This is a genomic window from Streptomyces sp. R35, assembly GCF_041053035.1.
Taxonomy (GTDB): Bacteria; Actinomycetota; Actinomycetes; order Streptomycetales; family Streptomycetaceae; genus Streptomyces; species Streptomyces lutosisoli.
On record NZ_CP163440.1, the window covers coordinates 5,326,875 to 5,347,550 of the forward strand.

The 20,676-nt window shown below is 69.3% G+C and carries 15 protein-coding genes and 6 tRNA genes; 12 read left to right on the forward strand and 9 right to left on the reverse strand.

The annotated features are described in order from the left end of the window. Positions 1-140 precede the first annotated feature (140 nt). From AB5J50_RS24375 to AB5J50_RS24385, 3 genes are all read right to left on the reverse strand, one after another. The gene (locus tag AB5J50_RS24375; protein WP_369260486.1) at positions 141-2,387 is read right to left on the reverse strand and encodes a DEAD/DEAH box helicase; all 2,247 of its coding nucleotides are present in this window, start codon (positions 2,385-2,387) and stop codon (positions 141-143) included. A 289-nt stretch (positions 2,388-2,676) separates the two neighbouring features. Next, a complete protein-coding gene (locus tag AB5J50_RS24380) occupies positions 2,677-3,195 on the reverse strand; it encodes a hypothetical protein (protein ID WP_369260487.1) in 519 nt (172 codons plus the stop codon). A 104-nt stretch (positions 3,196-3,299) separates the two neighbouring features. Continuing rightward, positions 3,300-3,650: a metallopeptidase family protein gene (locus AB5J50_RS24385; RefSeq protein ID WP_327429909.1), complete on the reverse strand. Its 351-nt coding sequence runs from the start codon at positions 3,648-3,650 to the stop codon at positions 3,300-3,302. Between the two features lie 169 nt (positions 3,651-3,819). Here AB5J50_RS24385 and AB5J50_RS24390 point away from each other — a divergent pair, with 169 nt between their 5' ends. The 10 genes from AB5J50_RS24390 to AB5J50_RS24435 all read left to right on the forward strand — a co-directional run bounded on the left by AB5J50_RS24390 (position 3,820) and on the right by AB5J50_RS24435 (position 11,818). Beyond that, positions 3,820-5,415 carry a metallophosphoesterase gene (locus AB5J50_RS24390; protein ID WP_369260488.1) on the forward strand — a complete coding sequence of 532 codons (1,596 nt, stop codon included), beginning with the start codon at positions 3,820-3,822 and terminating at the stop codon, positions 5,413-5,415. Between the two features lie 80 nt (positions 5,416-5,495). Continuing rightward, positions 5,496-5,568, forward strand: a tRNA-Glu gene (locus AB5J50_RS24395). A 49-nt stretch (positions 5,569-5,617) separates the two neighbouring features. Then, positions 5,618-5,692 (forward strand) — tRNA-Asp (locus AB5J50_RS24400). A gap of 24 nt (positions 5,693-5,716) precedes the next feature. Then, positions 5,717-5,793, forward strand: a tRNA-Phe gene (locus AB5J50_RS24405). A gap of 207 nt (positions 5,794-6,000) precedes the next feature. Next, a tRNA-Phe gene (locus AB5J50_RS24410) sits at positions 6,001-6,077 on the forward strand. Between the two features lie 212 nt (positions 6,078-6,289). Next, a tRNA-Phe gene (locus tag AB5J50_RS24415) sits at positions 6,290-6,366 on the forward strand. A 186-nt stretch (positions 6,367-6,552) separates the two neighbouring features. After that, positions 6,553-6,861, forward strand: a complete 309-nt coding sequence (locus tag AB5J50_RS24420) for a hypothetical protein (RefSeq protein WP_369265497.1) — start codon at positions 6,553-6,555, stop codon at positions 6,859-6,861. Positions 6,862-7,176: 315 nt separating this feature from the next. Further along, positions 7,177-11,154 carry an ATP-dependent RNA helicase HrpA gene (gene hrpA / locus AB5J50_RS24425; RefSeq protein WP_369260489.1) on the forward strand — a complete coding sequence of 1,326 codons (3,978 nt, stop codon included), beginning with the start codon at positions 7,177-7,179 and terminating at the stop codon, positions 11,152-11,154. Positions 11,155-11,248: 94 nt separating this feature from the next. Beyond that, positions 11,249-11,323: transfer RNA gene (locus tag AB5J50_RS24430), tRNA-Asp, on the forward strand. 303 nt (positions 11,324-11,626) lie between these two features. Further along, on the forward strand, positions 11,627-11,818 hold the full coding sequence (locus AB5J50_RS24435) for a DUF6274 family protein (RefSeq protein ID WP_369260490.1): 192 nt from the start codon (positions 11,627-11,629) through the stop codon (positions 11,816-11,818). A 478-nt stretch (positions 11,819-12,296) separates the two neighbouring features. Here AB5J50_RS24435 and bldC read toward each other — a convergent pair whose 3' ends face one another. Further along, complete coding sequence (gene bldC, locus AB5J50_RS24440; RefSeq protein WP_003949541.1) at positions 12,297-12,503, reverse strand: developmental transcriptional regulator BldC; 207 nt, start codon at positions 12,501-12,503, stop codon at positions 12,297-12,299. Positions 12,504-13,113: 610 nt separating this feature from the next. Further along, positions 13,114-13,962, reverse strand: coding sequence for a hypothetical protein (locus AB5J50_RS24445; protein WP_327429913.1), 849 nt, complete (start codon positions 13,960-13,962; stop codon positions 13,114-13,116). A gap of 222 nt (positions 13,963-14,184) precedes the next feature. On the opposite strand from AB5J50_RS24445, the gene AB5J50_RS24450 reads away from it, so the two are divergent. Both AB5J50_RS24450 and AB5J50_RS24455 read left to right on the forward strand, forming a co-directional pair. Continuing rightward, positions 14,185-15,282, forward strand: coding sequence for a Leu/Phe/Val dehydrogenase (locus tag AB5J50_RS24450; protein WP_369260491.1), 1,098 nt, complete (start codon positions 14,185-14,187; stop codon positions 15,280-15,282). A gap of 321 nt (positions 15,283-15,603) precedes the next feature. Next, positions 15,604-15,861 carry a DUF3073 domain-containing protein gene (locus AB5J50_RS24455; protein WP_327429915.1) on the forward strand — a complete coding sequence of 86 codons (258 nt, stop codon included), beginning with the start codon at positions 15,604-15,606 and terminating at the stop codon, positions 15,859-15,861. A gap of 151 nt (positions 15,862-16,012) precedes the next feature. Here AB5J50_RS24455 and purM read toward each other — a convergent pair whose 3' ends face one another. The 4 genes from purM to AB5J50_RS24475 form a co-directional block, all read right to left on the reverse strand. Further along, positions 16,013-17,107, reverse strand: coding sequence for a phosphoribosylformylglycinamidine cyclo-ligase (gene purM, locus AB5J50_RS24460; RefSeq protein WP_369260492.1), 1,095 nt, complete (start codon positions 17,105-17,107; stop codon positions 16,013-16,015). Between the two features lie 43 nt (positions 17,108-17,150). Further along, positions 17,151-18,677: an amidophosphoribosyltransferase gene (gene purF / locus AB5J50_RS24465; protein WP_369260493.1), complete on the reverse strand. Its 1,527-nt coding sequence runs from the start codon at positions 18,675-18,677 to the stop codon at positions 17,151-17,153. A gap of 61 nt (positions 18,678-18,738) precedes the next feature. Further along, entirely contained in the window at positions 18,739-19,539 is an 801-nt protein-coding gene (locus tag AB5J50_RS24470) for an META domain-containing protein (protein ID WP_369260494.1), read from the reverse strand. 318 nt (positions 19,540-19,857) lie between these two features. Continuing rightward, on the reverse strand, positions 19,858-20,670 hold the full coding sequence (locus tag AB5J50_RS24475) for a sterol carrier family protein (protein WP_369260495.1): 813 nt from the start codon (positions 20,668-20,670) through the stop codon (positions 19,858-19,860). Positions 20,671-20,676 lie beyond the last annotated feature (6 nt).

Sequence of the window (20,676 nt, forward strand, 5' to 3'; positions counted from 1 at the left end):
TTGCCGTCGTTGCGGTAGAGGGATTACCGGGGCAACGGAAAGGGCCCGTACGACCGAAGTCGTACGGGCCCTCGAAAGCCGATCGGCGTCAGCGGCGGCAGTCAGCTGTTGCGATCAGCTGCTGCCGTCCGCCTCTGCGGTCAGCCGTTGCGCTTCCAGCGCGGCTTGTCGTCACGGCGGCCGAAGCTACCGGTGCCGGTACCCGTGCCCGTGCCGCGGTGGTCGTCGCGACGGCCCTGCGGGCGGTCGTGGCCGGAGCGGAAGCCGCCGCCTGCCGGACGGTCGCCCTGACGGTCACGGTTGAAGGGACGGTCGCTGCCACGGTGGCCGCCACGCTCGTCACGACGCTCGAAGGAACGGCCACCACGGTCGTCACGGTTGAAGCCGCCACCACGGTTGTCGTCACGACGCTCGAAAGAACGGCCGCCACGGTCATCGCGGTTGAAGCCACCACCACGGTTGTCGTCACGACGCTCGAAAGAACGGCCGCCACGGTCATCGCGGTTGAAGCCACCACCACGGTTGTCGTCACGACGGAAGCCGCCACGGTCGTTGTCGCGGTTGAAGCCGCCACTGCGGTTGTCGCGGTTGAAGCCACCGCCACGGTTGTCGTCACGACGCTCGAAAGAACGGCCGCCACGGTCATCGCGGTTGAAGCCGCCACCACGGTTGTCGTCACGACGGAAACCACCACGGTCGCCGCCACGGTCGTCACGACGGCCGCCGCGGTCGTCGCGGTTGAAGCCGCCACGGTCGTTGTCGCGGCGGAAGCCGCCACGGTCGTTGTCACGACGCTCGTAGTTGCCCCGCTCGTCGCGGCGCTGACGCGGCTCGTACGCGGGACGCTCGGCCGGCTCGGCGGCGGCGGCCTCGGCGGCCGGGGCCTCGACGACGACCTGCTCGGCGGCGGCCTCGGCGGCAGCGGCGACGGCCACCTCCGGGTCCTCGCCCCGCTCACGCGCGGCACGGGCGACCAGGCGGTCGGCCTCCCCACGCAGCTCGACCGCACGACGCTGCGCGCGCTCCAGCTCCTTCGTGAGCTGCGAGACCTCGCGCTCGGCCTGCTGCGCGGCGTCGCCCGCAGACTGGGCCTGGACCTCGGTCATCGAACGGGCGCCGGTGATCTCGGCGACCTCGGGCTCGAAGGCCGTACCGGAGTTGATGATGTGACGCGCGGCGTCGACGCCCGCGTCCTCCATCAGCCGGAAGATCTGACGACGCTGGTGCGGCAGGGAGAGGGACACGACGGTGCCGCTGCGGCCCGCGCGGGCCGTACGGCCGGAGCGGTGCAGGTAGTCCTTGTGGTCACCGGCCGGGTCCACGTTCAGGACCAGGTCGATGCCGTCCACGTGGATACCGCGGGCGGCGACGTCGGTCGCGACGAGCGCGTTGACGTAACCGTCCTTGAAGTCGGCCAGCGTCCGCGTCCGCGCGCCCTGCGTCATGCCGCCGTGCAGCGCGTCGGCCTTCACACCGGCGTCACGCAGCTGCTCGGCGATGCGGTCGGCGCCCAGCTGGGTGCGGACGAAGATGATCGTGCGGCCCTTGCGGGAGGCGATGGCGGCGGTGACCGGCGCCTTGTCCTTGGGCTTCACGATGAGGATGTGGTGCGACATGGTCGTGACGTTGCCCTGGGCGCTGTCGACCTCGTGCGTGACCGGGTTGCTCAGGTAGCGCTTGACCAGCGTGGAGATCTCGTTCTCCATCGTGGCCGAGAACAGCATGCGCTGGCCGCCGGCCGGCACCTGGTCGAGCAGCTCGGTGACCTCGGGCAGGAAGCCCAGGTCGGACATCTGGTCGGCCTCGTCGAGGACGGCGATCTGGGTGTTCTCGAGCGAGCAGGCGCCGCGGTTGATGATGTCGCGCAGACGGCCCGGGGTGGCGACGAGGATGTCGACGCCGCGCTCCAGGGCGTAGATCTGGTTGCCCATCGACGTACCGCCGCAGACGACCTTCATCTTCAGGCCGAGGACGTCGCCGTACGGCTGGAGGGCGTCCGCGACCTGCATCGCGAGCTCACGGGTCGGCGTGAGGATGACGCCGCGGGGCTTCTTCTTGTCGGTGTGGCCGCCGGCCAGCTGGGCGAGCAGCGGCAGACCGAAGGAGAGGGTCTTGCCGGAGCCGGTGCGGCCGCGGCCGAGGATGTCCTTGCCGGCCAGGGCGTCCGGGATGGTCGCCGCCTGGATCGGGAAGGGGGTGGTCACGCCGTTCTGCGCGAGCTTGCGGACGACCCCCTCGGGGAGACCGAGGTCGGCGAAGGTGATCTCGGGAGCGGACTCGGCGGTCTCGACGGACTCGACGGACTCGACGACCTCGATGACGCTCTCGGTGTTGTCGTTCTCGTTGTTCTCGGGCACGACGACGTGATCAGTACTGGAAACAGACATGCGAAATGCGAACCTTCCGGAGTTCTTCGGCACGCGCCCAAACTCCGTGAAGTCGCAATCGACCGCCTCTATGCGGTCCGGCCACGGCAAGGGAGAGTACGCGCCACGCGACGCTCTCTGCATTGGCGCCGGGCAATTGGGATCAAACGATCTACTACCATACGCACCCTCCACCCCTGAAGGCAAACTGACCCTCAAAGGGGCAGGTCAGGCACGTACGGGAGGGGTAACACCTGCAGAGGTCGAGCGTATTCCCGTGGACCCTGGGCCCTCGCCCCTCGCCGCCCGACTACGCCGGTTCGCCCGCCTGCGGCGCCGGCTCCCGCTCCACCAGCTGCGTCGCCTGCTGCTCATGCGCGGACGACGACGGCTCCGCCGTAGCCGGATCGGACGCCGGGGGCGACGACACGGGCGGCGGCGGGGGCGACGGCTCCGCCGACGGGGGCGTGGCACTCGGCTCCCCCTGCGGCGGCGCGGATGTCTGCGTGCCCCCCTTCCCGCCCTTGCCCGGAGCCTTGGCGGACGGCTTCACGTCCCCGGACGCCGACGCCGACGCGGACGCCTTGCCGGACGCGGACTCCCCCGGCTCGGCCGAGGAGGCGGCACCCTTCGCCCCCTTGCCCCCATGGAACCCGACGCCGCCCCCGCTCACCGCGGACCCGCCGTCGGGCGCCTCGCCGCCCCGCTGCCCCGCCGAGTGCGAGGGCCCGGGCCGCACCCCGTCGTCACCCACGCTCATACAACCGGCGGCAGCGGCGACGGCCATGACCGTGGCGACCAGACGGACGGGTACGTACAAGGCGCGCACGGGCAGCCACCTCCGAGGGCGGAACGGGGAGTCCCCCTGCCCAACTCCCGCCGCCCACAAGAAGACACGCGCCCCACAGCCCAACCGAGCGAAAGGGGCGAACGTCAGCCGTACCCGAGCGCGTGCAGCCGGGCGTCGTCGATTCCGAAGTGATGGGCGACCTCGTGCACCACGGTCACTTCGGTCTCGGCGACGACGTCCTCCCTCGTCTCACACATCCGCAACGTCGGCCCCCGGTAGATCGTGATCCGGTCGGGCAGCACCCCCGCGTACCACTCCCCACGGTCCGTCAGCGGAGTGCCCTCGTACAGCCCGAGCAGCTCGGGATCTTCGGCGGGCGGTTCGTCCTCGACGAACACCGCCACGTTGTCCATCATCCGCGTCAGCTCCGGCGGGATCCGGTCCAGCGCCTCGGCGACCAGTTCCTCGAACTCCTCGCGCGTCATCTCCAGCACACGGCCATTGTCCGGCACGACGTCCCCGAACGAGAGTCGGCGACAACGCCGTACGAGTGCCATGACGCCCCCCGTAAGACGGGTACGGGTCGCACGGGTCGCACCGGGGGCGCACGCCCGCCGGGGCCCGCACCGCATACCCGCCCCCACACTTGGGCATACGGGACCAATGGCCCGCGTCCCCGCTGCCGTCACCGCTGTAGTCACCGCCGCCGCTCACCGCATACGCCACCGCGCCCGTGCGGCGCCCCGCGCCCTGGCCCGCCACTACCGCGCCCGCCGCCCGCTCCCGGCGGTCGAGCTCGTCCCCCAGCCGCACCCGTACGTCCGCGCTCTCGGCCTGGTCTGCATCGTGATCCTCGGCGCCTGGCTGGGGCTGCTGGTCGTGGGGAACGTACGCGTCCCGGTCGGCCCCATGAACACCACCATGACCCTGCGCCCCTCCCTCACCGGCGGCACGAAGATCAACGTCTCCCCGCTCGGCGCGCTGGAGCTGCGCAGCCACGAGGCCCCGCTGCGCCTGGACGTGTCCGTCGACCAGCTCGACCCGGAGCGCTCGGAGGCCCTGGTCGACCACCCGGAGCGGCTGTCCGGCCTCCAGGAGGAGGTCGCCCGGGACGTCGAACACGGCACCCTCGACCTGGCCGTACGGTCCTGCGTCGCGGTCGTCTCCGGCGCCACCGCGCTCGGCCTCGCGGTCTACCGCCGCCCGCGCCGCGCCCTCGCCGCGGGCGGCCTGGCCCTCACCCTGCTGGCCGCGTCCGGAGCCACCGCCTTCGCCACCTGGAACCCCAAGTCGGTCCTGGAACCGAAATTCTCCGGACTGCTGAGCAGCGCCCCCTCCCTGGTGGGCAACGCGCGCAGCATCGTCAGCGAATTCGACGTCTACCAGAAGGAGTTGGCGCGCCTGGTGACGAACGTGACGAAGCTGTACGACGTCACGTCCACGCTCCCGGCGTACGAGCCCGATCCGACCACGATCCGGGTCCTGCACGTCTCGGACATCCACCTCAACCCGGCGAGCTGGAAGATCATCGCGTCACTCGTGAACCAGTACGCCATCAATGTGATCGTCGACTCCGGAGACACGATGGACCACGGCACAGCGGCCGAGAACGGCTTCCTGGACCCCATCGCGGACCTCGGAGCCCCGTACGTCTGGGTCCGCGGCAACCACGACTCCCTGCTCACCCAGCGCTACCTGGAGCACATGAAGAACGTGCACGTCCTGGACGACGGCCGGACGGCCACGGTCGCGGGCCTGCGCTTCGCCGGCATCGGTGACCCGCAGTTCACCCCCGACCGCGCGGTGGCCCCCGGCGGCAACACGACGGAGGAGCTGGCGGGCGACCGGCTCGCCTCCTCGCTGCGCGACCAGACGGCGGCGGGCACCCCGGCCGACGTCGCCGTCGTCCACGAACCGTCGGCCGCGCGCCGGACGGACGGCGCGGTACCGATGGTGCTGGCGGGCCACCTCCACCACGAGGGCATGGAGGTCATGGAGAACGGCACCCGGCTGCGCATCGAGGGCTCGACGGGCGGCAGCGGCCTGCGCGCCGTCGAGGGCAAGTACCCGGACCCGATCGAGGCGTCGGTCCTCTACTTCGACCGCGACACCCGCCGCCTCCAGGCCTGGGACGAGATCAAACTGGGCGGCCTGGGCCTGACAACGGCCGAGGTCAGCCGCCACCTCCCCAGAGAGAACCAGCCCGGGGCGACCCCCTCTCCGAGTCCCGCGTCGAGCGCGCCGTCGGGGGCCCCGTAAACCGTTTTGGCGATACCTCCCGCCATCCCATATGCTTCTCACGTCCCCGACGCGCTGAGAAGCGCCCAGGCGGGCCGATAGCCCTCATCGTCTAGCGGCCTAGGACGCCGCCCTTTCAAGGCGGTAGCACGGGTTCGAATCCCGTTGGGGGCACGCAACACTGTGTGCGACACTAGCTTCGCTTGTTCGCACACAACAGCTTGGTCCTGTGGAGCAGTTTGGAGTGCTCGCCACCCTGTCAAGGTGGAGGCCGCGGGTTCAAATCCCGTCAGGACCGCTGAGGTTTCCTCGGAGACCTCGTGGCTGGGTAGCTCAGTTGGTACGAGCGATCGCCTGAAAAGCGATAGGTCGCCGGTTCGACCCCGGCCCCAGCCACCACCCAAGGGCCCTGTCCAAACGGACGGGGCCCTTGATCGTTTACCCGGCCCGGCCCCGGACTCGTACGCCTGACTCCGATCAAGAATCCGGATCAAGCACCCGCCACAGCCCGCCACCCTGTCGAGGCGGAGGCCGCGCCCGCGGCGCAGCCGCAATCGGGCACAGCAAATCCCGTCAGGACCGCTGAGGTTTCCTCGGAAGCCTCGTGGCTGGGTAGCTCAGTTGGTACGAGCGATCGCCTGAAAAGCGATAGGTCGCCGGTTCGACCCCGGCCCCAGCCACCACCCAAGGGCCCTGTCCAAACGGACGGGGCCCTTGATCGTTTACCCGGCCCGGCCCGGCCCCGGACTCGTACGCCTGACTCCGATCAAGAATCCGGATCAAGCACCCGCCACAGCCCGCCACCCTGTCGAGGCGGAGGCCGCGCCCGCGGCGCAGCCGCAATCGGGCACAGCAAATCCCGTCAGGACCGCTGAGGTTTCCTCGGAGACCTCGTGGCTGGGTAGCCCAGTTGGTACGAGCGATCGCCTGAAAAGCGACAGGTCGCCGGTTCGACCCCGGCCCCAGCCACCACCCGAAGGCCCCGTCCATCAGGACGGGGCCTTCGTCGTGCCCGGATCCGGAAGCCCCGTGGGCTCAGGCGCCCCCAGGCGGGGCGATTTGGCATGCACCCGGCACAGCGCTACGTTCTGGCTGGCCGACTCGGTGTTACGGGGTGTGGGGGAAGCAATGGTGTTGCGCGATCGCGAATCGAAGCCGATGCGCGAGCTCGATCTGGAGCGGTACCGGGCCCGGTACGGGCTGCAGGCGGTCCTCCTCAGCAACCTCGCGATCACCGTCGTCGCGATCTTCGGCGTATGGCGTCTCGACGGCGACAAGTCGGTGATCATCGGCGTCCTCACCGCGGCCTTCACGGCGGTCAGCACCATGACCACGGCCTACCTGGGCATCAAGGCCGTCTCCAACACCGCCAGGGCGATGGCCCAGGCCGACCCCACCCGCCGCGACCAGGCGGCACAGCCCGCCACGCCCCAGACGCCCACACCGCCGGCCCCCCGCAACAGCTGACCGCACACCCGCCCACGAGCAGGGCCGGCCCCGTACGACGGCTGCACGAATACCAACGCACGGCCAGCCGGCCACGGCGGCCGCACGGATGCCCCACGCACGGCCGGCCGCGTACGGCGAGAAGGGGCCGTGTCGGTACGTCCAGCCCGTCGCTTATGTGGTTATGGGCAAGTTCATGCCTTGGCAGCAGGCAGTAATGCCCACCGGCGACGGGCTGGACGTACCGGCACGGCCCCGCCCCCCAGGCACCCCGCCAAGGCCCCCACGCAAAAGCGTTCGCCAGGAATTTCGCCGAGGTGAGATCCTGGACCGCGTATGTCTACGCATCCCGCCCCCGCCCTCGGCGATCTCGCCCCCCGTCTGGCCGAGCTGTCCCTGCGCGACGCGCACCGGCTCGGGCGCAGGCTCGAAGGCGCGCGCAAGATCCGCAAGCCCGAGGCCCGCTCCGCCGTGCTTGCCGAGATCGAGGCGGAGGTCGCCAAGGTCGAGGTCCGCATGGCCGAGCGCCGCACCCGCGTGCCCGCCGTCACGTACCCCGAGCAGCTCCCCGTCAGCCAGAAGAAGGACGTGATCGCGGACGCCATCCGTGATCACCAGGTCGTCATCGTCGCCGGCGAGACCGGGTCCGGAAAGACGACCCAGATCCCCAAGATCTGTCTCGAACTGGGCCGCGGCGTCCGCGGCATGATCGGCCACACCCAGCCCCGCCGCATCGCCGCCCGCACCGTCGCCGAGCGCGTCGCCGAGGAGCTGGACACCCCGCTCGGCGAGGCCGTCGGCTGGAAGGTCCGCTTCACCGACCAGGTGAACCCGGACGGCACCTTCGTCAAGCTCATGACGGACGGCATCCTGCTCGCCGAGATCCAGACCGACCGCGAGCTGCGCGCGTACGACACGATCATCATCGACGAGGCCCACGAGCGCTCCCTCAACATCGACTTCCTGCTGGGCTACCTCGCCCAGCTGCTGCCCAAGCGCCCGGATCTCAAGGTCGTCATCACCTCCGCGACCATCGACCCCGAGCGCTTCTCCCGGCACTTCGGCGACGCCCCGATCGTCGAGGTCAGCGGCCGCACCTACCCCGTAGAGGTCCGCTACCGCCCCCTCCTCGAAGAGGAAGGCGACGACGCCGACCGCGACCAGATCACCGCGATCACGGACGCGGTCGAGGAGCTCCAGGCCGAGGGCAAGGGCGACATCCTCGTCTTCCTCTCCGGCGAACGCGAGATCCGCGACACGGCCGACGCCCTCACCAAGAAGAACTACCGCTTCACCGAGGTACTCCCCCTCTACGCCCGCCTCTCGCACGCCGAGCAGCACCGCGTGTTCCAGCAGCACACAGGCCGCAGGATCGTTCTGGCGACCAACGTCGCCGAGACCTCGCTCACCGTCCCGGGCATCAAGTACGTCATCGACCCGGGCACCGCCCGCATCTCCCGCTACAGCCACCGCACCAAGGTCCAGCGCCTCCCCATCGAGGCGATCTCCCAGGCCAGCGCCAACCAGCGCAAGGGCCGCTGCGGCCGTACGTCCGACGGCATCTGCATCCGCCTGTACTCCGAGGACGACTTCAACGCCCGCCCGGAGTTCACGGACGCGGAAATCCTCCGTACGAATCTCGCCTCGGTCATCCTCCAGATGACGGCGGCCGGCCTGGGCGACATCGAGAAGTTCCCCTTCATCGACCCACCCGACCACCGCAACATCCGCGACGGCGTCCAGCTCCTCCAGGAGCTGAACGCGCTGGACCCGTCCGAGAAGGACGCACGCAAGCGCCTCACCGAGACCGGCCGCAAGCTCGCCCAGCTCCCCGTCGACCCCCGGCTGGCCCGCATGGTCCTGGAGGCCGACAAGAACGGCTGCGTGCGCGAGGTCATGGTGATCGCGGCCGCGCTCTCCATCCAGGACCCGCGCGAGCGCCCGTCCGACAAGCAGACGCAGGCCGACCAGCAGCACGCCCGCTTCAAGGACGAGACGAGCGACTTCCTCGCCTTCCTGAACCTGTGGCGGTACGTCCGCGAACAGCAGAAGGAACGCGGCTCGTCCGCCTTCCGCCGTATGTGCAAGCAGGAGTACCTGAACTTCCTGCGCATCCGCGAGTGGCAGGACATCTACACCCAGCTGCGCACGGTCGCCAAGCAGATGGGCATCCACCTCAACGAGGACGACGCGGCGGACCAGAGCGTCCATGTCTCCCTCCTGGCCGGCCTGCTCTCCCACGTCGGCATGAAGGACGTGAAGGAGTCCGGAGGAGAGAGCGGGAGAAGCACGGCGAAGAACGACTACCTGGGCGCCCGCAACGCCAAGTTCGCGATCTTCCCGGGGTCGGCGCTCTTCAAGAAGCCCCCGCGCTTCGTGATGTCCGCGGAGCTCGTCGAGACCTCCCGCCTCTGGGCCCGCGTCAACGCCAGGATCGAGCCGGAGTGGGTCGAGCCCCTCGCGGAACACCTCCTCAAGCGGACGTACAGCGAACCGCACTGGGAGAAGGACCAGGCCGCGGTGATGGCGTACGAGAAGGTCACGCTGTACGGCGTACCGATCGTCGCCCAGCGGAAGGTCAACTACGGGCGGATCGACCCGGAGACGTCCCGCGAGCTGTTCATCCGCAACGCGCTCGTCGAGGGCGACTGGCGAACGCACCACAAGTTCTTCGCCGACAACCGCAAACTCCTCACCGAGGTCGAGGAGTTGGAGCACCGCGCCCGGCGCCGGGACATCCTGGTCGACGACGAGACGCTCTTCGACTTCTACGACCAGCGGGTGCCCGAGCACGTCGTGTCGGGCGCGCACTTCGACTCCTGGTGGAAGCACAAGCGCCACGAGGAACCCGAGCTGCTCGACTTCGAGCGCTCGATGCTGATCAACGAGAAGGCCGGCGCGGTCACCAAGGACGACTATCCGGACTCCTGGCGCCAGGGCCGTCTGAAGTTCCGCGTGACGTACCAGTTCGAGCCGGGCGCGGACGCCGACGGCGTCACGGTCCACATCCCGCTCCAGGTCCTCAACCAGGTCACGGACGAGGGCTTCGACTGGCAGATCCCGGGCCTGCGGGAACAGGTCGTCACGGAGCTGATCCGCTCGCTCCCGAAGCCGATCCGCCGCCACTACGTCCCCGCCCCGAACTTCGCGACGAGGTTCCTGGACCAGGCCGTCCCCCTCCAGGAGCCCCTCACCCTGACCCTGGCGCGCGAGCTGAAGCGCATGGTCGGTGTCCCGCTCACGGCCGACGACTTCGACTGGTCCCGGCTCCCCGACCACCTGAAGATCACCTTCCGGATCGTCGACGAGCGGCGCCGCAATCTCGCCGAGGACAAGGACCTGGAGGCGCTGAAGCTCCAGCTGAAGCCGAAGGCGCGCAAGGCGATCTCGCAGGCCGCGGCGGCGACGGCGGAGCGCGAGGGCGGCGAGTCCCTGGAGCGCTCGGGCCTGACGGACTGGACGATCGGCTCGCTCACGCGCCTCTTCGAGACCCGCCGCGCCGGCCAGCCCGTGAAGGCGTACCCGGCCCTGGTCGACGACGGACCGACGGCGAACACCGTCTCCGTACGGCTCTTCGACACGGAGGCCGAGCAGGCGCAGGCGATGTGGAACGGCACGCGGCGGCTGATCCTGCGCAACATCCCGGTGAACCCGGGCAAGTTCGCGTCGGACAAGCTCACCAACGCCCAGAAGCTGGCCCTGTCCGCGAACCCGCACGGCTCGATCCAGGCCCTCTTCGACGACTGCGCGATGGCGGCGGCGGACAAGCTGATCGGGGACTTCGGGGGCCCGGCGTGGGACGAGGAGTCGTACCGGAAGCTGTACGACAAGGTGCGCGCCGAGATCGTCGACACGACGGTGCGTACGGTCGGGCAGGTGCAGCAGGTTCTTGCCGCCTGGCAGGCCTGTGAGCGCCGTCTGAAGGGCGTGAAGAGTCCGACGCTCCTCGCCAACCTCACGGACGTACGGAGCCAGCTGGACGCCCTGGTGAAGCCGGGCTTCGTCACGGCGACCGGGCTGCGGCGGCTGCCGGACCTGATGCGCTATCTGGTCGCCGCGGACCGGCGTCTCCAGCAGATGCCGACCAACGTCCAGCGGGACACCACCCGTATGGAGAAGGTCCACGAGATGCAGGACGAGTACGCCTGGCTCCTGGAGCAACTCCCGCAGGGCCGGCCGGTCCCCTCCTCGGTCCTGGACATCCGCTGGATGATCGAGGAGCTCCGGGTCAGCTATTTCGCCCATGCGCTCGGCACGGCGTATCCCGTGTCCGACAAGCGGATCGTGAAGGCGATCGACGCGGCGGTTCCGTAACGGGGCCTGCACGGTGGGTGAGTTCGACCCCGGGCTCACCCTCCTGTACAGTCTCATTTCGCAGCACAGCGCACCGCGAAGTGCCGCGAAACCTGGTCCTGTGGAGCAGTTTGGAGTGCTCGCCACCCTGTCAAGGTGGAGGCCGCGGGTTCAAATCCCGTCAGGACCGCAACAAAGACAGAGCCCCGCATCCGGCAACGGAGCGGGGCTCTTCTGTTTCGCCCCCGCCGCCCCTACCCGTCCCGTCCCGTCCTGGGGGCTGCGGGCGGGCGGGGGATCGCGGGGCGAAGCCCCGCGCCTTCAGGGGCGCGGGGAACGGCGCGACCAGCCCCCACCGGCCCGCAGCCGAAACACAGCCCCACCGGCCCCCTGGGCGGAGCCACCCGCGGGGGCGAGACACCTTGACGGCGTCACATTCCGCCGGTACCCCGGAAGCCAGGGTTCTCGTCTCCCCGACCCCCCGGAGGTGCGTATGGCGGCGCCCGCTAGGCACGAGACGCGAGCCCTGCTCCGCGCCCACCTGGCGGCCGCCTCCGGGTACCGCCATCTGACGCGTCACTGCCCGATCTGCCACCAGCTCCTGCGGCTGGCCATGGAGCCCGGCCAGAGGGGCGAGGAGGACGCCGAGAGCGCCGTCGAGGACGAAAGTCCCTCCAAGGCATGACCAAAGGCGGCGGACACGCTCACGGGCCGGCGGGAGTCTCGACGTACGACTGACGTACGACTACCTGCGCGCGACCCCAACTCCCTTAGCGCACAAGCCTCTCGGGCAACAAGGACTGTGGCATGTGACGGGTGTCACCGCATAAGTTTTCAGAAGTGCGGAACTTACAGCCCACCTACAACTGGTCAATTTAATATGTGCAATTGCACCGCCGGGTGAGCGCTCCCACAGGAGATCCGACACCCCTCCCCAGACTGCGACAAGGCCACTCACAGGCCGCCCGCCGGGACACCGCGAGAGCACAAAAAAGATCGCGCTGGACTCGGCGGAGTCCAGCGCGATCTACGACGCACCCTTGTCAGTGCCAGAAAACCCTGGGCGTGGGCTCTGTTGGGGCAGAACCCGCGTCGCTTGGAGCTGTGGTTCGGACGCCTCGACCGGTTGGGGGACCTGCCGGATTGTCCGGTTATGCAGTTGTTCAGGCCTCGCTGCGCTGCTGCGGGATACCCGCGAGCAGTGCGCGGACCTCAGCCTCGCGATAGCGGCGGTGCCCGCCGAGCGTGCGGATGGACGTAAGCTTGCCGGCCTTCGCCCACCGCGTGACCGTCTTGGGGTCGACGCGGAACATCGTGGCGACCTCAGCCGGGGTCAGCAGCGGCTCGGCATCAGGGGTGCGAGCGGTCATGAGCGGCCTCCTCGGGAGAACCGAACCTTCTCGGTTCATTCCTCTAAATTCTGCACCTTGACCCGCGTTGCCCGAAATGGCGGACGCGAGTCGAGTCGGTTATAGGACGAACGGCTTGTCCTCGGCACTACAACTACACCATCTGTCCAACCGCGTCGGCCAAACCGATGGAATTGCCCTCCCAGGTGTTCATCAGCGACGGAAGCCGATGGACCATGCCATAGCGGACAGTCACGCCACTGTGACGATCAGTCACAGGGCGATCAGGAGTCACCAGACCCCCCATAGCGTGCAATGCTGAGATTCCACCCATACGTGGGTAGACGGAGCCTTCCCCCGGGCTCCTTGTCCTATTTTGACATGAGGAGTGGCAAGCGACGCAAGAGCCAGGTAAGTGCCGTCCGTCACGCTTGGCACCTGCTTGACGCAAAAGCCCGGATCGGGACCAACGTCCCGGAGTGAGGGTCTTCAGCGTGTGAGGACCATACGCGAGTTCGACGCGATCCAGTGAGAAGCAGATCACACTGCACATGCAGCTCGCACGCCCCAGGAACCCCAGAGGCCTCCCGCGTCCCGCCTCAGGAACCCCGGAGGCCTTCCAGGCCCCGCCTCAGTTCGCCGAGCGCCGGTCCCTGACCGACCGCCACCGCTCCACGAGCCGCCCGTACGCCTCGCCCGCCGCGGCCCCGTCCCCGTCACGCAGCGCCTCGATGCCCTCGGCGACATCCGCGGCCGAGTGGTCCCCTTCGAGATGCCCGGCGGGCAGGACGTGCACGAGCCCGCCGTAGTCCAGCTCCACGAGCGAGCGCGGGTGGAACTCCTCCAGCCAGCGCCCCACGTCCACCAGACCGTCGATGAGCGGCCCCTCGTCGAAGGTGTCCTTCAGCGTCCTCAGGGCCCGTGCCGTCCGCCGCCGCGCCTGCACCATCGGCGTCCGGTAGCGCAGCACCGGCGCGGCACCGCCGGGCCCCGCCCCCTTCTCGTACTCCCGCTCCTCGTCGGAGACGAGCACGAACCAGTTCAGCGGCACCTGCCAGGTCGAGGTGCGGATCCACGGGCGGGCGTCGGGGTTGCGGGCCATCCAGCGCTCGTAGTCCAGGGCGGCCTGACGGCGCACCAACGGCGGCAGGACCGCGTCGAGCACCGGCGCCGGCAGCTCCTCGGCCAGTTCGCCCAGGGCCTGCCAGCCACGCAGCCGGGTGCGCCAGGGGCAGACGCACACCACCCCGTCCACCTCCGCCACGAACGCCTCGCCGCTCTCGTGCACCGGCACCGGAATCGGCGGGGTGGGCAGCAAGTCGGCCAGCGAGCGGCGCAGTTCGTCCTGGTACGACGGGCGCTCGGTCCGGCGGGCGTAGCGCGCCCAGTGCCCGCGCTCCGGCTCCGGGAAGGCGGCCAGCGGTTCGTACACACGCAGATACGACGCGTACGGGACGATCACCGAGGACACCTTGGGCACGCCTGCTCCCTCCCCCGTTGGTCACCGGGAAAACCAGCGAAAACCGCTCACAACCTGACGAGAAATCTATGCAAATCGAACCATGGCTGTACTCCGCCAGTGGGTGATCCTGAACACTGCACCGAAGGCGGGTGGGCGCAGGCTCTAGTCTCATGCCCACGGAGCCCGCCATCCGCACGGGCCCCGCACCCAACCGCCGCTTATTACCTGGGAGTCACCACAGTGACCGACGTAACCGGCGCACCTGCTGATGTACTGCACACCCTGTTCCACTCGGATCAGGGCGGTCATGAGCAAGTCGTGCTCTGCCAGGACCGCGCCAGCGGCCTGAAGGCCGTGATCGCCATCCACTCCACCGCACTGGGCCCCGCCCTCGGCGGTACGCGCTTCTACCCGTACGCGAGCGAGGAGGAGGCCGTCGCCGACGCCCTGAACCTCTCGCGCGGCATGTCCTACAAGAACGCCATGGCCGGTCTCGACCACGGCGGCGGCAAGGCCGTGATCATCGGAGACCCCGAGCAGATCAAGTCCGAGGCGCTGCTCCTCGCGTACGGCCGCTTCGTGGCCTCGCTCGGCGGCCGGTACGTCACCGCGTGCGACGTCGGTACGTACGTCGCCGACATGGACGTCGTGGCCCGTGAGTGCCGCTGGACGACCGGCCGCTCCCCCGAGAACGGCGGCGCCGGGGACTCCTCCGTCCTCACCGCCTTCGGTGTCTTCCAGGGCATGCGGGCCTCCGCCCAGCACCTGTGGGGCGACCCGACGCTGCGCGGCCGCAAGGTGGGCATCGCCGGCGTCGGCAAGGTGGGCCACCACCTCGTGCAGCATCTGCTCGACGACGGTGCCGAGGTCGTGATCACGGACGTACGTGAGGAATCGGTGCGCCGGATCCTCGACAAGCACCCGGCCGGGGTGACGGCCGTCGCCGACACCGAGGCACTCATCCGCACCGAAGGCCTCGACATCTACGCCCCGTGCGCGCTGGGCGGGGCGCTGAACGACGCCTCCGTGCCGGTGCTCACCGCGAGGATCGTGTGCGGCGCGGCCAACAACCAGCTGTCGCACCCGGGTGTGGAGAAGGACCTCGCGGACCGCGGGATCCTGTACGCCCCGGACTACGTCGTGAACGCGGGCGGTGTCATCCAGGTCGCCGACGAGCTGCACGGCTTCGACTTCGACCGGTGCAAGGCGAAGGCTGCGAAGATCTTCGACACCACGCTGGCCATATTCGCACGTGCGAAGGAAGACGGGATTCCGCCGGCCGCCGCGGCCGACCGGATCGCCGAGCAGCGGATGGCGGAGGCACGGAGCCGCGGATAGCGGAGCCATTTCTTCCGGCCTGACGCGCGCTCGTCCGTGGGCTTGTCAGGGACCCGCCGATGGGACACTTAGAGAGAACTCTCACGTCTGTCGGCGGGTCGTCCGCCAAGAAGAGGTTAAAATCGCGGTTGACCAGCGAGGACAGGGCACCTCGCGGGTTCTGGGCAGAGGCGCGTAGTGCGGGCGACGTACCGTATGGGCGCGGGCTCAGGTACCGTGGAAGCCCTACGGACCGGTCTCTCCACGGAGAGCCCGTTCCAGATCATGAACGCGTGTCAAGACTCTGGGGCCACCGAGCCCCGTATCCGAGGGGGTCGAGCCATGGGGCGCGGCCGGGCAAAGGCCAAGCAGACGAAGGTCGCCCGCCAGCTGAAGTACAGCAGCGGCGGGACTGACCTCTCGCGTCTGGCCAATGAGCTGGGCGCTTCGACTTCGAGCCAGCCGCCGAATGGCGAGCCGTTCGAGGACGACGACGAGGAAGAAGACGACCCGTACGCTCAGTACGCGGATCTCTATAACGACGACGATGAGGACGAGGACGACCAGTCCGGTCCCACGTCGCAGCGTCGCGGCGCGTAACGCTTGCAGCGCGCTCAGCCGTATTCGCAGTTCCCTTAGTTGGCCTGCACCTCGCCCGGTCCGGGGCATCGACCGCCGGACCGGGTTTTGTGCTGCCGTCGTGGGGCTCTGCCCCGGATCCAGCTCCTCCAACGCCGGAGGAGCTGGATTCTTACGCGTAGTCGCCGATCAGTTCCGCGCCCGTCGTGTAGTCGCCCCGCTCGACGATCTCGCCCGCGACCCATGCCTCGACCCCACGGTCGGCCAACGTCGCGAGGGCCGCGTCCGCGGACTCCTCCGGCACGATCGCGATCATGCCGACGCCCATGTTCAGCGTCTTCTCCAGCTCCAGGCGCTCGACGTCGCCGGTCTTGCCGACGAGGTCGAAGACCGGGGCCGGGGTCCAGGTCTCGCGGTCCACGATCGCGTGCAGCCCGTCCGGGATGACCCGGGCCAGGTTGGCCGCGAGTCCGCCGCCGGTGATGTGGCTGAAGGCGTGCACCTGAGTGGTCTTCGTCAGCGCCAGGCAGTCCAGCGAGTAGATCTTGGTGGGCTCCAGGAGCTCCTCGCCGAGCGTGCGGCCGAACTCCTCGATGTGCTGGTCCAGGCTCAGGTTGGCCCGGTCGAAGAGGACATGCCGGACGAGCGAGTACCCGTTCGAGTGAAGACCGGAGGCCGCCATGGCGATCACCGCGTCACCCGTACGGATACGATCCGGGCCGAGCAGCTGGTCGGCCTCGACCACGCCCGTGCCGGCGCCCGCGACATCGAAGTCGTCCGGACCCAGCAGGCCCGGGTGCTCGGCCGTCTCGCCGCCGACGAGGGCGCAGCCCGCGAGGACACAGCCCTCGGCGATGCCCTTGACGATGGCCGCCACGCGCTCCGGGTGGACCTTGCCGACGCAGATGTAGTCGGTCATGAAGAGCGGCTCGGCGCCGCACACCACGATGTCGTCCATGACCATCGCGACCAGGTCGTGGCCGATGGTGTCGTACACGCCGAGCCGGCGGGCGAGGTCGACCTTGGTGCCCACGCCGTCCGTCGCGGAGGCGAGCAGCGGGCGCTCGTACCGCTTGAGGGCGGAGGCGTCGAAGAGGCCGGCGAAACCGCCGAGGCCGCCGAGGACCTCGGGGCGCTGCGTCTTCTTCACCCACTCCTTCATCAGCTCTACGGCGCGGTCGCCCGCTTCGATGTCGACGCCGGCAGCCGCGTAGGAAGCACCGGTACTGCCCGGGGACGGAGTCCCCTGATCGGACACAGCAGACATTGCCTGGGATCTTTCGGGTTGGTGTTACGGGGCTCTACGGCACTTACGGGCGACGGATGGCGTCGGACGCGGCCGTGGCTGCGGGACCCGCGGCCAGCTCGGTCTCCAGAAGCTGCTTACCGAGCAGCTCGGGGTCCGGGAGATCCATCGGGTACTCGCCGTCGAAGCAGGCGCGGCACAGGTTCGGCTTGTCGATGGTCGTGGCCTCGATCATGCCGTCGATGGAGATGTACGAGAGGGAGTCGGCGCCGAGCGAGGTGCCGATCTCTTCGATGGTCATGCCGTTGGCGATCAGCTCGGCGCGGGTCGCGAAGTCGATGCCGAAGAAGCAGGGCCACTTCACGGGCGGGGACGAGATCCGGATGTGGACCTCCGCCGCGCCGGCCTCGCGAAGCATGCGCACCAGCGCGCGCTGGGTGTTGCCGCGCACGATCGAGTCGTCGACGACGACCAGGCGCTTGCCCTTGATGACTTCCTTCAGCGGGTTCAGCTTCAGGCGGATACCGAGCTGGCGGATCGTCTGCGACGGCTGGATGAAGGTCCGGCCGACGTACGCGTTCTTGACCAGGCCGGCACCGAACGGGATGCCGGAGGCTTCCGCGTAACCGATCGCGGCGGGCGTCCCGGACTCCGGGGTCGCTATCACCAGATCGGCCTCCACAGGGGCTTCCTTGGCGAGCCTGCGGCCCATCTCGACGCGCGAGAGGTACACGTTCCGGCCGGCGATGTCCGTGTCGGGGCGGGCCAGATAGACGTACTCGAAGACACAGCCCTTGGGCTTCGCTTCCGCGAATCGCGATGTACGGAGGCCGTTCTCGTCGATGGCGACGAACTCGCCCGGCTCGATCTCGCGCACATAGCTGGCGCCGCAGATGTCGAGGGCGGCGGACTCGGAGGCGACGACCCAGCCGCGCTCCAGCCGGCCGAGGACCAGCGGGCGGATGCCCTGCGGGTCACGGGCCGCGTACAGGGTGTGCTCGTTCATGAAGACGAGCGAGAAGGCGCCCTTGACCTGCGGGAGGATCTTGGCGGAAGCCTCTTCGATGGTCAGCGGCTTGCCGTCGTCGTCGACCTGGGCCGCGAGGAGTGCGGTGAGGAGGTCGGTGTCGTTGGTGGCCGCCACACGCGTGGTGCGGCCTTCCTGCTTGGGAAGGCCGGCGACCATCTCGGCGAGCTGCGCCGTGTTGACGAGGTTGCCGTTGTGGCCGAGCGCGATGGAGCCGTGCGCGGTGGCACGGAACGTCGGCTGGGCGTTCTCCCAGGTGGAGGCGCCAGTGGTCGAGTAGCGGGCGTGACCGACCGCGATATGACCCTGGAGCGAACCGAGAGAGGTCTCGTCGAAGACCTGGGACACAAGGCCCATGTCCTTGAAGACGAGGATCTGGGAGCCGTTGCTGACCGCGATTCCCGCGGATTCCTGACCCCGATGCTGGAGGGCGTAGAGCCCGAAGTAAGTGAGCTTGGCGACCTCTTCGCCCGGAGCCCAGACACCGAAGACGCCGCAAGCGTCCTGGGGGCCTTTCTCACCGGGGAGCAGATCATGATTGAGTCGACCGTCACCACGTGGCACGCCACCGAGTGTAGGCGAGATCGACCACTGGTCCGAATTGGGGATACGGGACCCTAATGGATCACTCGTCGGCGACAGCGCTGATGATCGCGCCGTTTGTGCTGGTCAGCGTGAGGGTGCGGTGATCCAGTTCGTATACGACCGTGCCGCCGAAGAGGCTGAGCAAGGACTTCTCGGTGTCCATGAGTGAGCCGTCGCACATCATGCGGGTCGTCTTGGCTGCGCCGAGGGTGATAAGTCCGTCGCGGACGGTCGCTTTCGCGGAGACGTGGTTGCAGCCGAGGCGGCCGGAGAGGGTGCCGTGCTTCTGGTCGAGGACGAAGTACGCCTTGTCCTCGGCGCCCTTCGGGAGGGACTGGGCGCTGTTCGCGTCACCGAGCGCCGTGACGGTCCACTTCGTGCCGTACAGAGGCGCGTCCTGTTCCTTGCTGAGGTTGACGCGGTCGCCGTCGTCGGCGGTGAGCGTCAGCTTGTCGCCCTTGACCTTCGTGGTGAACGAGCTGTTGACGAAGGTGCGGCTCATGTTTTCCTCGAAGGTCATCGGGCCCTTCCGGCAGCCCATGTCGGTCGTCTCCAGTCGGCCGAACTCGATGCGGTCGCCCTTGACGGTGGCGGTCGAGCCGAATCCGTTGCAGCCGAGGTTGCCGCTGGCCCGGCCGTCCTCGCCGATTCGCAGGTAGGCGCCGGCGGGGGCCTGCCTGGTCGTGCCGTCCACGGTGAGGCTGTCGACGGTCCAGTGGACGCCGGTGACGGGTGACTCGGCCGACCCCACGGAGCCGCTGCCGCTGGCTGACTCGGTGCCGCATGCCACCGCGAGCGGAAGCAGGGTCAATGCGGTGAGGGCCAGTCGCTGCTTGTCCATGCCGGTGTGACGGGAGGGGTGGGGTGGTTGGTTCCCTGGTTTTTCGCCCCCGCCGCCCCTACCCGTCCCATCCCCCAGGGGCTCCGCCCCTTCGACCCCGTGCGTTGTTCGTCGGCCGCGGGTGGGTGGGGGCTGGTCCAAAAGATTGCGCAGTTCCCCGCGCCCCTTTTAGGGGCGCGGGGAACTGCGCGAGCAACCCCCACGGGCCCGCACCCAACAAACAGCCCCAGCTCACCCCCACCCAAGGGGCGCGGGGAACTGCGCGGCCAGCCCCCACCCACCCGCGGCCGAGACACATTCCACGGGGGCCGGAGGGGCTCAGCCCATCAAGGGCAGGAGCCCCCCGAGGTCGGCTCGTTCTCCGCTTGCGCTGAGCTTGGCGTCCTCCAGGGCCGCCTTCCAGGCCACGCGCCCCGTCGCGAGACGGAGCCACGTCAGCGGATCCGTCTCGACGACGTTCGGCGGGGTGCCGCGAGTGTGCCGCGGCCCTTCCACGCACTGCACGACGGCGTACGGCGGAATCCGTACCTCCGTCGACGCGCCGGGCGCCTTCACGGCGAGCGCGTCGGCGAGCAGCCGGGTGCAGGCGGCGAGGGCCTGCCGGTCGTACGGGATGTCGAGGCCGGGCACGGCGCGGTTCAGGTCGTCGGTGTGGACGACGAGTTCGACCGTGCGGGTCACGAGGTAGTCGGCGAGGGTCATGGCACCGGTGCGGGTGACAAGCAGCCGGTCGTCGGGGGCCGTGGCCAGCCGCTCGGTGATCCGTTGCTCGGTGCGGGCGTAGAGCGCGTCGAGGTCGGGGTTGCCGGCGGCGAGTTGACGCGTGCCGTCGGCGATGTCCCCGGCTCGGGCCGCCGTCACGAACGGCCAGTCGAGCAGGGCGAGTTTCGGAGGGACCGGCTCCTGCTGAGCGGGCTCCGGGCGGTCGATGTACCGGCTGACGGCCTCGACGCCCATGGTGATGTGCGCGGCCAAGTCCCGCACGCTCCAGTCCCCGAGGCCGGTGGCCCCCGCCAACTGCTCATCGGTCAGGGCGCGTACGCCTTCTCGTACGTGCCCGAACTGCGCGAGCACCGCGGCGCGGATCTTGGCGGAGTCGTAGGTGCGGGTGCGCTTCTTGGCGGGCGGCATGCCGGG